This window comes from Streptomyces sp. NBC_01003 (assembly GCF_045162695.1).
Classification (GTDB): domain Bacteria; phylum Actinomycetota; class Actinomycetes; order Streptomycetales; family Streptomycetaceae; genus Streptomyces.
In genome coordinates this window covers 7,208,677-7,221,284 of sequence record NZ_CP108707.1, presented here as the reverse complement: position 1 = coordinate 7,221,284, position 12,608 = coordinate 7,208,677, and the positions used below count along the sequence as shown (strand labels likewise).

Annotated in this window: 10 protein-coding genes; 3 read left to right on the top strand and 7 right to left on the bottom strand. The window is 71.1% G+C overall.

Annotated features, from left to right (window positions below; genetic code table 11):
• Positions 1–50 precede the first annotated feature (50 nt).
• Genes murD through rsmH form a run of 7 tightly spaced genes read right to left on the bottom strand, consistent with a single transcriptional unit; the run spans position 51 to position 9,157 of the window.
• The gene (gene murD / locus OG698_RS32870) at positions 51–1,499 is read right to left on the bottom strand and encodes a UDP-N-acetylmuramoyl-L-alanine--D-glutamate ligase (RefSeq protein ID WP_406107321.1); all 1,449 of its coding nucleotides are present in this window, start codon (positions 1,497–1,499) and stop codon (positions 51–53) included.
• A complete protein-coding gene (mraY, locus tag OG698_RS32865) occupies positions 1,481–2,554 on the bottom strand; it encodes a phospho-N-acetylmuramoyl-pentapeptide-transferase (RefSeq protein WP_100592220.1) in 1,074 nt (357 codons plus the stop codon). Before mraY ends, murD begins: the two co-directional genes overlap by 19 nt.
• Positions 2,551–3,978 (bottom strand): UDP-N-acetylmuramoyl-tripeptide--D-alanyl-D-alanine ligase, encoded by a 1,428-nt coding sequence (gene murF / locus OG698_RS32860; RefSeq protein ID WP_406107320.1) that lies wholly within the window; start codon positions 3,976–3,978, stop codon positions 2,551–2,553. Before murF ends, mraY begins: the two co-directional genes overlap by 4 nt.
• Before the next feature lie 4 nt (positions 3,979–3,982).
• Entirely contained in the window at positions 3,983–5,647 is a 1,665-nt protein-coding gene (locus OG698_RS32855; protein ID WP_406107318.1) for a UDP-N-acetylmuramoyl-L-alanyl-D-glutamate--2,6-diaminopimelate ligase, read from the bottom strand.
• 31 nt (positions 5,648–5,678) lie between these two features.
• Complete coding sequence (locus tag OG698_RS32850) at positions 5,679–7,646, bottom strand: peptidoglycan D,D-transpeptidase FtsI family protein (RefSeq protein ID WP_406107317.1); 1,968 nt, start codon at positions 7,644–7,646, stop codon at positions 5,679–5,681.
• A gap of 4 nt (positions 7,647–7,650) precedes the next feature.
• Positions 7,651–8,172 (bottom strand): hypothetical protein, encoded by a 522-nt coding sequence (locus OG698_RS32845; RefSeq protein WP_329574103.1) that lies wholly within the window; start codon positions 8,170–8,172, stop codon positions 7,651–7,653.
• 25 nt (positions 8,173–8,197) lie between these two features.
• Complete coding sequence (gene rsmH, locus OG698_RS32840; RefSeq protein ID WP_329574101.1) at positions 8,198–9,157, bottom strand: 16S rRNA (cytosine(1402)-N(4))-methyltransferase RsmH; 960 nt, start codon at positions 9,155–9,157, stop codon at positions 8,198–8,200.
• 318 nt (positions 9,158–9,475) lie between these two features.
• Between rsmH and OG698_RS32835 the strand changes: the two genes are divergently transcribed.
• The 3 genes from OG698_RS32835 (at position 9,476) to OG698_RS32825 (ending at position 12,589) form a co-directional block, all read left to right on the top strand.
• Positions 9,476–10,024 carry a beta-class carbonic anhydrase gene (locus OG698_RS32835; protein WP_399970006.1) on the top strand — a complete coding sequence of 183 codons (549 nt, stop codon included), beginning with the start codon at positions 9,476–9,478 and terminating at the stop codon, positions 10,022–10,024.
• Between the two features lie 196 nt (positions 10,025–10,220).
• Positions 10,221–11,240, top strand: a complete 1,020-nt coding sequence (locus OG698_RS32830; RefSeq protein WP_326776168.1) for a MoxR family ATPase — start codon at positions 10,221–10,223, stop codon at positions 11,238–11,240.
• Complete coding sequence (locus OG698_RS32825; RefSeq protein ID WP_406107314.1) at positions 11,240–12,589, top strand: DUF58 domain-containing protein; 1,350 nt, start codon at positions 11,240–11,242, stop codon at positions 12,587–12,589. Before OG698_RS32830 ends, OG698_RS32825 begins: the two co-directional genes overlap by 1 nt.
• Positions 12,590–12,608 lie beyond the last annotated feature (19 nt).

Genomic DNA, 12,608 nt, shown 5'->3' with positions numbered 1-12,608 from the left:
ACGATCCCCTCCCGAGGGTGCCCGGCGTCACCGGGCACCCGAAGGCCCCGTCAGACGCCCGTGGAGCCGAGTTCGCGGACCGCTTCCGCGAACGCGTCGCCACGCTTGTTGTAGTTGGTGAACATGTCCATCGACGCACAGGCCGGGGCCATCAGCACGGTGTCCCCCGGCCGGGCGAGCCGCGCGGCCTCCCGGACCGCCTGCGACATCGCCCCAGTGTCGGTCCGGTCGAGGTCGACCACCGGGACGTGAGGGGCGTGTCGCGCGAGGGCTTCCCGGATCAGCGCGCGGTCCTGGCCGAACAGGACGACCCCGCGCAGCCGCTTGGCCGACCTGGTGACGAGCTCGTCGAAGGTCGCGCCCTTGGCGAGCCCGCCCGCGATCCACACGATCGACTCGTACGCGGCCAAAGAGGCTTCCGCGGCATGGGTGTTGGTCGCCTTGGAGTCGTCGACATAGGCGACTGAGTCGACGTCGGCGACGTGCGCAATGCGGTGCGCGTCCGGCGTGAAGGCGCGCAGTCCGTCGCGTACGGCGGCGGGCTCGACGCCGAAGGCGCGTGCGAGGGCGGCTGCCGCGAGGGCGTTCGCGATGTTGTGCGGGGCGGGCGGGTTGACGTCCGCGACCTCGGCGAGCTCCTGGGCGTTCTTGTGCCGGTTGTCGACGAAGGCCCGGTCGACCAGGATGCCGTCCACGACGCCGAGTTGGGAGGGGCCTGGCGTGCCGAGGGTGAAGCCGATCGCGCGACATCCCTCCTCGACGTCGGCCTCGCGGACCAGGTCCTCGGTCGACGGCTTGTCGGTGGCATCGACGTTGTAGACGCAGGCGACCTGATTGCCCTCGTAGATACGGCCCTTGTCGGCGGCGTACGCCTCCATGGAGCCGTGCCAGTCGAGGTGGTCGGGCGCGAGGTTGAGGACCGCCCCGGAGTGGGCGCGCAGCGACGGCGCCCAGTGCAGCTGGTAGGAGGAGAGCTCGACGGCGAACACGTCGTACGCGTCGTCGCCTTCGAGTACGACGTCGATGATCGGCGTGCCGATGTTGCCGACGGCGGCCGTGCGCAGGCCCGCCGCTTCCAGGATCGACGCGAGCATCTGCGTCGTGGTGGTCTTGCCGTTGGTGCCCGTGATGGCGAGCCAGGGAGCGGCGCCGGGGCCGCGCAGGCGCCAGGCGATCTCCACGTCCCCGACGACGTCCACGCCTGCCTGCGCCGCCGCCGCGAAGAGCGGGGACGAGGGCTTCCAGCCCGGTGACGTGACGACGAGTTCGGTGCCTTCGGGGAGCGTTTCGGCGTCCCCGAGTCGGGCCGCGACGCCGAGCTCCGCGAGCTCGGCCGCCTTGGCGCGGTGCGCCTCGCTGTCGCCGCCGTCCACGACCGTGACCGACGCGCCGAGGCCGGCCAGGGCGCGGGCGGCGCTGATGCCGCTCACGCCGAGACCGGCGACGGTGACTCGCTTGTTCTGCCAGTCGGACCCAGTGGTCACTTGTCGGCTGCCCATCCCGCGTAGAAGAGGCCGAGTCCGACGATCACGCACATGCCCTGGATGATCCAGAAGCGGACCACCACAAGGACTTCGGACCAGCCCTTGAGTTCGAAGTGGTGTTGCAGTGGCGCCATGCGGAAGACGCGCTTGCCGGTGAGCCGGAAGGAGCCGACCTGGATGACCACGGACATGGTGATCAGGACGAACAGGCCGCCGAGCAGAGCGAGCAGGAACTCCGTGCGGGAGCAGATGGCCAGACCCGCGAGGGCGCCGCCGAGCGCGAGGGAGCCGGTGTCACCCATGAAGATCTTCGCGGGCGAGGTGTTCCACCACAGGAAGCCGAAGCAGGCGCCCATCAGGGCGGATGCGACGACCGCCAGGTCGAGTGGGTCTCTGACCTCGAAACAGGCGGCGGGGTTGGTGAGGGTCTGCGCGTTGGCGCAGGACTCCTGGAACTGCCAGACACCGATGAAGGTGTACGCGCCGAAGACCATCACGGAGGCGCCGGTGGCGAGGCCGTCGAGACCGTCCGTGAGGTTCACGCCGTTCGACATCGCGAGGATCATGAACAGCGCCCAGACCACGAACAGGACCGGGCCGATCGTCCAGCCGAAGTCCTGCACGAAGGAGAGCTTCGTGGAGGCCGGGGTGTTGCCGCGGTTGTCGGCGAACTGGAGCGAGAGCACCGCGAAGGCGATGCCGACGGTCAGCTGTCCGGCCATCTTCGCCTTGGCCCGCAGGCCGAGCGAGCGGCGCTTGACGATCTTGATGTAGTCGTCGAGGAAGCCGACCAGGCCCATGCCGCCCATCAGACCGAGCACCAGCAGGCCCGACAGGGTCGGCGCGGCGCCGGTGATGATCTTGCTCATGAAGTACGCGATGAACGTCGCCAGGATGAAGGCGATACCACCCATCGTCGGCGTACCGCGCTTGGCATGGTGCTCGCGCGGGCCGTCGTCACGGATGTACTGGCCATAGCCCTTGCGCGCAAGGAGCTTGATCAGCAGGGGCGTCCCGATCAGGGTCAGGAAGAGCCCGATCACACCCGCGAAGAGGATCTGCTTCATCATCGGGCAGCAACCTCGCCCACGTTGTCGCCGTCGACGGCGAGCAGCGCCTGCGCGACGCTCTCCAGGCCCACCGACCTCGAGGCCTTCACGAGCACGACGTCACCCGGGCGCAGCTCGCTGCGCAATAGGTCGACAGCCGCCTGTGCGTCGGACACGTGCACCGACTCCTCACCCCACGAACCCTCGTTATAGGCGCCCAGTTGCAGCCAGGACGCTTCCCTGCCCCCGACTGCCACGAGCTTGCTGACGTTGAGCCGGACGGCAAGCCGTCCGACCGCGTCGTGCTCGGCCAGCGCCTCGTCCCCGAGCTCGGCCATGTGACCGAGCACCGCCCATGTACGACCCCCCTTTGCCCGCCGGGACCTGCCCATCGCTGCGAGCGCCCGCAGAGCGGCTCGCATGGACTCGGGGTTCGCGTTGTAGGCGTCGTTGACGACTGTCACGCCGTCCGGGCGCTCGGTGACCTCCATACGCCAGCGGGACAGTGTGCCCGCCTCGGAGAGCGCGAGGGCGATCTCCTCCACGGACATGCCAAGGTCATGGGCGACGGCGGCCGCGGCGAGCGCGTTCGACACGTGGTGCTCACCGTACAGGCGCAAGGTCACGTCGCTGCACCCGGAGGGTGTGCGAAGGCTGAAGGAAGGCTGTCCGTTCTCCGTGAGCCGGACATTCTCGGCGCGTACGTCGGCGTCGGCGCCCTCTCCGAAGAGCAGCACCTTCGCCTTCGTGCGGGAGGCCATCGCGCGGACCAGCGGGTCGTCCGCGTTGAGGATCGCGGTGCCGTCGGCCGGCAGGCTCTCGACGAGCTCGCCCTTGGCCTCGGCGATCTGCTCGCGGCCGCCGAACTCGCCGATGTGCGCGGTGCCGACGTTGAGGACGACGCCGATCCTCGGCGGGGTCAGACCGGTGAGGTACCGGATGTGGCCCTTGCCGCGCGCGCCCATCTCCAGGACGAGGTAGCGGGTGTCGTCGGTGGCGCTCAGCGCGGTCAGCGGCAGGCCGATCTCGTTGTTGAACGAGCCCGGCGTGAAGACCGTGGGCGCCTTGCGGCGCAGGACCTGGGCGATCAGGTCCTTGGTGCTGGTCTTGCCGGCGGAACCGGTGAGCGCGACGAGGGTGGCGCCGAGCCGTTCGACGACGGTGCGAGCCAGCGCGCCGAGGGCGTCCTGCACGTCGTCGACGACAATGGCGGGCACCCCGACCGGGCGCGAGGCGAGCACCGCGGCCGCTCCGGCGTCCACCACGGCGGCCGCGTAGTCGTGGCCGTCGACGCGCTCGCCGACGAAGGCGACGAAGAGGCTGCCGGGCTCCACTTCACGGGAGTCCCTGACGACCGGTCCGGTGACCTGGACGGACGGATCCGGTATGTCGTACGTCTGCCCGCCGACGACTGTGGCGATCTCGGCGAGGGAGAGGGCGATCACAACTTCATCCCTGGGTTTGCTGGATAGCTTCGCGAAGCACCAGGCGGTCGTCGAAGGGACGCACCACCCCGGCGATGTCCTGGCCCTGCTCGTGGCCCTTGCCCGCGATCAGGACGGTGTCGCCCGGCTGTGCGCGGGCGACCACGGCGGCGATGGCCGCCGCCCTGTCCTCGAAGACCTGGACCTCGCCGCGCTCGTGGGCCGGCACCTCGGCGGCGCCGGCGAGCATCGTGGCGAGGATCCCGAGGGGGTCCTCGGAGCGGGGGTTGTCCGATGTCAGTACGGCGGTGTCGGCGAGCCGGGCGGCGGCGGCGCCCATCGGCATCCGCTTGGTGATGTCACGGTCGCCGCCACAGCCGAGCACGATGTGCAGCTTGTTCTCGGTGACCTTGCGCAGCGCGCGCAGCACGGACTCGACGGCGTCGGTCTTGTGCGCGTAGTCGACGACCGCGAGGTAGGGCTGGCCGGCGTCGACGCGCTCCAGGCGGCCGGGGACGCCCGGCACGGCGGCGACGCCGTCCGCGGCCTGCTGCGGGTCGATGCCCGCGACGGCGAGCGCGACGATCGCGGCGAGCGCGTTGGCCACGTTGAACGGCCCGGCGAGCGGGGACTTGGCGGTGATCCGCTCGCCCTTGGGGCCGACGGCCACGAAGGCGGAGTCGAACGGGCCGACCTCGACGTCCTCGGCGCGCCAGTCGGCGTCCGGGTGGCCCTCGGCGGAGAAGGTCACGACGGGCACTTCGGACTCGCCGACCAGGCGGCGGCCGTACTCGTCGTCGAAGTTCACGACGCCCTGTTTGCTGCGTGCACGCGTGAACAGCTGCGCCTTGGCCCGGAAGTAGTCCTCCATGTCGGAGTGGAACTCCATGTGTTCCGGGCTCAGGTTGTTGAAGACCGCCACGTCGAAGACGCAGCCGTCGACCCGGCCGAGCACGAGGGCGTGGCTGGAGACCTCCATGGCGACCGCGTCCACGCCGCGCTCGCGCATCACCGCGAACAGCGCCTGGAGGTCGGTGGCTTCGGGGGTGGTGCGCTCCGACTTGATGCGCTCGTCGCCGATGCGCATCTCGACGGTGCCGATGAGTCCGGTGCTGCGCATCGTGCGCAGGCCGCCCTCGATGAGGTAGGCCGTCGTGGTCTTGCCGGAGGTGCCCGTGATCCCGATCTGGAGCAGATCGCGGCCGGGGTGGCCGTAGATCGTGGCCGCCAGCTCGCCCATCCGGCCGCGCGGGTTCTCCACGACGAGGGCCGGCAGACCGGCCGCCTCGACGCGTTCGGCGCCCGACGGGTCGGTGAGGGCGGCGACGGCGCCGAGGCTCGCGGCCTGGGCGGCGAAGTCGGCGCCGTGGAAGCGGGCGCCGGGCAGGGCCGCGTAGATGTCGCCGGGGCGCACGGCGCGCGAGTCGTGCGTGATGCCGGTGCTCCCCGTCGACGCCGTGGGCTCTTCGGGCGCGGGGACACCCAGCTGATCTGCGAGATCGGCAAGTCGCGTCGCGGTGGCCTGCACCGGTCGCGGCGGTCCCGGATATGTCACGGGAGCGCCCTTCTGGGTGGTTTGGGACTGATCAGCTTGTGGCACGGCGGTGAGCGTACCGGGCGCACCGCCCATGGAGCGAAGCGAGGGGCGTGGCGCGGGCTGGTTCCCGGGGTCCGGGGTGATCGTTGTCACGGGCTGTACCTGGTCACTCTCGGGGCTCGGATCAGGGCTGGAAGCTGACGGGCAACCGGGCGGGCTCGGCGCCGGTGGGCGGGACCTGGAGCGTCTTGAGGGCGAACTCCATGACCTGCTTGTAGATGGGGCCGCAGATCTGGCCACCGAAGTAGCTGCCCTTGGTGGCGTTCTGGATCGCGCAGTAGACGGTGACGCGGGGCTGGTCGGCGGGGGCGAAACCGGCGAAGGACGAGGTGTAGCCCTTGTATCTGCCGGTGGCCGGATCTACTCGGTTGGCCGTGCCGGTCTTTCCGGCGACACGGTAGCCGGGGATGCGCGCCTTGGCGCCGGTGCCCTCCTCGTCGTCCACGACGGACTCGAGCATCTGCGCGACCCTCTTGGCCGTTTTCGCGCTGACGACCCGGTTCTCCTTGGGTTTCGGGGCCGGGGTGAACCTGCCGTCGGGTCCCTTGGTGCCGCGGACGAGGGTGGGCTCCACGCGTACGCCGCCGTTGGCGATGGTCGAGTAGACGGAGGCCGCCTGCATCGCGTTGATGGAGAAACCCTGGCCGAAAGGGATCGTGTACTGCTGCGAGGTCGACCACTTGTCGGCGGGGGCCAGGATGCCCGGGGTCTCGCCCGGGAAGTCGAGGCCGGTGGGGCGGCCGATGCCGAACTTGCGCAGGTACGACGAGAGCACCTGGTTGGCCTGGGGCTGGGTCTTGCCGAGCTGGCCCGTGGCCAGGATGGTGCCGATGTTGCTGGACTTGGCGAGCACGCCGTTCAGCGTGAGGTGCCAGGTGGGGTGGTCGATGTCGTCCTGGAAGAGCCGGTCGCCGCGGTGCAGCCGGTTGGGCACCGTGACATGTGTGTCCGGGGTGGCCGCGTTCTCCTCGAGCACGGCGGCCATCGACATGACCTTCGCGGTGGAGCCGGGCTCGTACGCGTCCTGGAGCGCGGCGTTGCCCATGGAGGTGGAGTTGGCCTGCGAGAGGTCGTTGGGGTCGAAGCCGGGCGCGTTGGCCATCGCCAGGACCTCACCGGTCCGGGTGTCCTGCACCATCACGTAGCCGCGGTCCGCGCCGGACTTCTTCACCTGGTCGGTGATGGCCTTCTGGGCGGCCCACTGGATGTCGCGGTCGATGGTGAGCTCGATCTCCGAACCGGGCACGGCGGGCTGCTCGTTGCTGCCGGCCGTGGGCACCTGGCGGCCGCCGGACTGGGCGTACTTGATCTTGCCGGGCTTGCCCGCGAGATCCTTGTTCAGCTGCTGCTCGACCCCGCCGCCGCCCTTGCCGTCGGCGTTGACCCAGCCCAGTATCCCGGCGGCCAGATCGCCGTTCGGGTACACGCGCTTGCTGCTGGGGTCGGCGAAGACTCCGGCGATGACGCTCGCCGACTTCTCCCGGTCCGCCTTCTCCGCGAGCGTGCTCTTGAGGTCCTTGATCTGCTTCCAGACCTGGGGGGTCTGGCGGCGGGCCAGCAGGACGTAGCGCGTCCTGGGGGTCCGCAGCTTCTTCGCGACCACGTCGGCGTCCATGCCGAGGATCGGGGCGAGGAGCGCCGCGGCCTGCTCGGGCGCGTCCCCCGGCACCACCGGGGGCGGGGTGTTCTTGCCGGCCACGGTGTCCGCCGGCCGGAACATCGTGGGGTCGGCCGTGATGTCGTACGCGTCCACGCTGGTGGCGAGCGCGACGCCACTGCGGTCCGTGATCCCGCCGCGCTCGGCCGCGAGGACGTGCTCGACGTACCGGTGCTGTTCGGCCTTGGCCGCGTACGCGCTGGCGTCGACGGCCTGCACCTGGAGCAGGCGTACGACGAAGGCGATGAGGACGAGGGTGAGGCCGAGGCTGACCATGCGCAGCCGGGGGCGCGGGCTGCCGAGGCGCAGGGCGGCGGGCGCCTTGACGGGGGCCGGGCGCGGGCGCCGCGCGCCGGGGCTGGGGCGCCGGGGTCCTGGGCGGCCGTTCCTCGCGGGCGCTGGGACCCGGCGTCGCGGGGGCTCCCTGTCGGTCATTCCGTCACCTGCCGGAGGTCGAGGGCGCGGGTTTCACCTGCGAGGACGTGGGGTTCGGCGTGGCCTTGGGGGTCGCTGACGGGGTCGGCGAGGCGCTCGGAGTCCTGCCCACGACCTCGGGCGGGGGCGGCGCGGGTCGCCACAGCGCGGAGGGGGCCGCCGCGCCGGGGACGCCGCGCACGGTGCCGTCGGGGTTGAGGAAGGCCGGGTCGCCGCCGGGGACCATGCCCAGCTCGCGGGCGCGGCGCTGCAGGGAGTCGGGGGCCGCGTAGGCGTCGACGTCGCGCTGGAGCGCCTGCTCGTCCTCGGTGAGGTCGGTCGTCTGCTTCTTGATGTCGTTCAGCCTGAACGACCCTTCGTTGAGCGCAGAGTTCAGCATCAGGAGCGTGATCAGCCCGCCGCCGAGCAGGAGCACGACGAGGAGCACGAACGGTGTGCGGGCGGCCTGGCTGCCGCCCGCGGGCCCCGATGGCAGCAGCCGCGCGAGTCGCGCGGCCCTCCCCCGCAGTTCGCCCCTGGGACTCATCGACCCCTCCTCGCGCGCCCGGAACTCACCCGGCGACCTCCTCGCGGATGCGCTGCGCACCCCGCAGCCGCGCCGGGGCCGCCCGGCGGTTCTCGGCGACCTCTTCCTCCGTGGGGAGCTCGGCGCCGCGCGTGAGCAGCTTGAGCCGCGGCTGGTAGCGCTCGGGGACGACCGGGAGCCCGGGCGGCGCGGTGTTCGCGGCGCCGGCCGCGAACACCTGCTTCACGAGCCGGTCCTCGAGCGAGTGGTACGAAAGGACCGCGACACGTCCCCCGACGGCGAGCGCCTGCACGGCGGCCGGAATCGCCCGCTCCAGGACGCTGAGCTCGCCGTTCACCTCGATGCGCAGGGCCTGGAAGGTGCGCTTGGCGGGGTTGCCGCCGGTGCGCTTGGCGGCCTGCGGCAGCGCGTCGCGGATCAGTTCCACGAGCCGGGCGCTGTTGCTGAACGGCTCCTTCTCGCGCTCGCGCACGACCGCCGAGACGATCCGCTTGGCCTGCTTCTCCTCGCCGTACGCGCGCAGGATCCGCACCAGCTCGCCCGGGGGGTACGTGTTGAGGACCTCGGCGGCGCTCATTCCGGTCGTCTGGTCCATGCGCATGTCGAGCGGCGCGTCCTGCGCGTACGCGAAGCCGCGGTCGGCCTCGTCGAGCTGCATGGAGGAGACGCCCAGGTCGAAGAGGACGCCCTGCACGCGCGGGACGCCGAGCCGGTCGAGGACCTCGGGCAGCTCGTCGTAGACGGCGTGTACGAGGGTGGCGCGGTCGCCGAACGGGGCGAGGCGCTCACCGGAGAGGCGCAGGGCCTCCTTGTCGCGGTCGAGACCGACGAGGCGGCAGGAGGGGAACGTGGAGAGGAGGGCCTCACTGTGTCCGCCGAGGCCGAGCGTGCAGTCGACGACGACCGCGCCCGGCTCGGCGAGGGCCGGGGCCAACAGGTCCAGGCAGCGCTGGAGCATCACCGGGACGTGTCGGGTCTGGCTCAAGGGGCCCTCTCAGTTCCGGCGCGGCGCCCACGCACCGCCGGGGTGCCCGTCGCGCACGTGGTGAAGAGTCCGGTGAAGTGCCGGGATCTTCGGTGTTTCCTGGGGTTTCCGCGTCACTTTAGTCCACGGTGTCGCCCGGTCAATCAACCGGCCTGCGCGTCGCGCGCCGCCTCTTCGCGATGCCTGGGATCAGGAGAAATCACCCGTACGGGCGAGTCGGCGCCGCCTCTGTGGGTTACCTCACAACAAGCCGCGATGACGTTCTTTGTCCCCTCTCACAGCAGGCTTGTCCCAGGAGTGACCATTACCGTCATAGCTATGACGACTTCCGCATCCCTCCCTGCCGAGTCCGAAGGCGCCATACCCGTCGACGGCACCGTGACCGACCGACTCGTCGAGGCGAACCAGCGCTACGCAGCGGCGTTCACCGACCCCGGCATGGACGCCCGGCCCGTCCTGAAGGTGGCCGTCGTGGCGTGCATGGACGCCCGGCTCGACCTGCACGACGCCCTGGGTCTCGAACTGGGCGACTGCCACACCATCCGCAACGCGGGCGGCGTCGTCACCGATGACGTCATCCGCTCGCTCACCATCAGCCAGCGGGCGCTCGGCACCCGCAGTGTGGTCCTCATCCACCACACCGGCTGCGGCCTGGAGAGCCTCACGGAGGAGTTCCGCCACGAGCTGGAGATGGAGGTCGGCCAGCGCCCGGCCTGGGCCGTCGAGGCGTTCCGCGATGTCGACCAGGACGTGCGCCAGTCGATGCAGCGCGTGCGGACGTCCCCGTTCCTGGTGGACACCGACAATGTGCGCGGATTCGTCTTCGATGTGAAGACGGGTCTCCTCCGGGAGATCGATCCCGCGTAACAAAAGGCCGCAAGACCTGACATATCGCTGGCAGTTATCCACAGGCGGATGACACGAACCGGTAACGGCAACAAGAATGCGGAGTGGCACCCCGTGCGAGGAGATGGAACTCGTCGCGCGTGGTGTCCGTGTTTCGGGGTGGGCCGGGCCGCAGCCAAGAGCGTCGGCCCGGAAAGTACGGGCCGAGGAGGGCCGGGTGACGACCTATGACGATCGAGCGAGCCTCACTGATCTGACCACCACTGTGGAGCGGGTCCGCAGGTCGGTGGAGGGTGTGATCGAGGGCAAGCCGGAGGTCGTACGGCTTTCGCTGACAGTGCTCCTGGCCGAGGGGCACCTGCTCATCGAGGATGTACCGGGCGTCGGCAAGACCATGCTGGCGAAGGCGCTCGCCAAGTCCATCGACTGCTCGGTGCGTCGCATCCAGTTCACGCCCGACCTGCTGCCGTCGGACATCACCGGTGTGTCCATCTGGGACCAGCAGCGCAGGGACTTCGAGTTCAAGCCCGGCGCGATCTTCGCGCAGATCGTGATCGGCGACGAGATCAACCGCGCGTCCCCGAAGACACAGTCGGCGCTCCTGGAGTCCATGGAGGAGCGCCAGGTCACCATCGACGGGCAGACGTACGAGCTGCCCAGCCCCTTCATGGTCGTGGCCACGCAGAACCCGGTCGAGATGGAGGGCACGTACCCACTGCCCGAGGCGCAGCGCGACCGTTTCATGGCCCGGGTGTCGATCGGCTACCCGAGCCCGGAGGCCGAGCTGCAGATGCTCGACATCCACGGCGGGGCCTCCCCGCTGGACGACCTCCAGCCGGTGGCGCACGCGCACGACATCGTGAAGCTCGTCGACGCCGTCCGCTCGGTCCACGTGGCCGACTCGGTGCGGCGGTACGCGGTCGACCTGGTCGCTGCCACGCGCAGCCACCCCGACCTCAGACTCGGCGCCTCGCCGCGCGCCACGCTTCATCTGCTGCGGGCGGCGAAGGCATCCGCGGCGCTGAGCGGGCGTGAGTACGCACTGCCCGACGACGTGCAGGCGCTCGCCGTGCAGGTCCTCGCGCACCGCCTGCTGCCCACCGCCCAGGCCCAGTTGAACCGGCGCACGTCCGAGCAGGTCGTCCTGGAGATCCTCCAGCACACGGCGGTCCCGGCCGCCTCGGGCCACGGATCCCCGATGTACGGCCAGCAGCCGCCCGGCGCCCGGAGGCTGTGATGGCCGACGGGGGAGGCTTCGGGGGTGACGACGACAAGGGCGGCCTCCGGGTCGCGCTCTCGGGGCTGACCACCAGGGGCCGTTCGTTCCTGGCCGCCGGGATCGCGGCGGCGATCTGCGCGTACGTCCTGGGGCAGGCCGATCTGCTCCGGGTCGGGCTGCTGCTCGCCGTGCTGCCGCTGGTCTGCGCGTTCGTGCTCTACCGCACGCGCTACCGGGTCTCGAGCAGCCGACGCCTGTCCCCCGCGCGCGTGCCCGCGGGCAGCGAGGCCCGCGTCCATCTCCGCATGGACAACGTCTCGCGGCTGCCCACCGGCCTGCTGATGCTTCAGGACCGGGTGCCGTACGTGCTCGGGCCGCGTCCCCGTTTCGTCCTGGACCGGGTGGAGGCGGGCGGCCGCCGCGAGGTGTCGTACCGCGTGCGCTCGGACCTGCGGGGCCGCTATCCGCTCGGCCCGCTCCAACTGCGCCTGACGGACCCGTTCGGCCTGTGTGAACTGTCCCGCTCCTTCTCCACGTACGACACCCTCACGGTCATCCCGCGCGTGGAGCCGCTGCCCGCGGTGCGGCTGACCGGAGAGGCCAAGGGGTACGGCGACGGGCGGAACCGCTCGCTGGCCCTGGCCGGCGAGGACGACGTGATCCCGCGCGGTTACCGCTACGGAGACGACCTGCGCCGCGTGCACTGGCGCTCGACCGCGCGATACGGCGAGCTGATGGTGCGCCGCGAGGAGCAGCCGCAGCGGGCCCGCTGCACGGTGCTCCTCGACACCCGGCGCCTCGCCTTCCAGGGCGCGGGCCCCGACTCGGCCTTCGAGTGGGCGGTGTCCGGTACGGCGTCGACGCTGTTCCACATGCTCGAACGGGGCTTCTCCGTACGACTGTTGACCGATACGGGCACCTCGGTGCCGGGCGAGGGGTCCGACGGGTTCGCGGGCGCCAGCCAGGAGTCGGCGGACGCGGCCGGACTGATGATGGACACGCTCGCCGTCGTCGACCACTCGGACGGCTCGGGGCTCTCGCGCGCCTACGACGTGCTGCGCGGGGGGAACGAAGGGCTGCTGGTGGCCTTCTTCGGCGATCTCGACGAGGAACAGACGGCGGTCGCCGCCAAGATGCGGCAGCGCAGTGGCGGCGCCGTCGCCTTCGTCCTGGACAGCGGGGCCTGGACGCGCGGCGCCCCTTCGGAGCGCTGCGAGGAGCGGCTGCGGATGCTGCGCGAGGCGGGCTGGTCCGCCCTCGCGGTCCCGCCCGGCACGTCCTTGACCGAGCTGTGGCGCGACGCCGACCGGCACCGGGCGGCCACGGGCGCGGAGAGCGGACCGGCGGTGGCGAGGTGGGGTTCTTGATCATGCGTGATGTCACAGG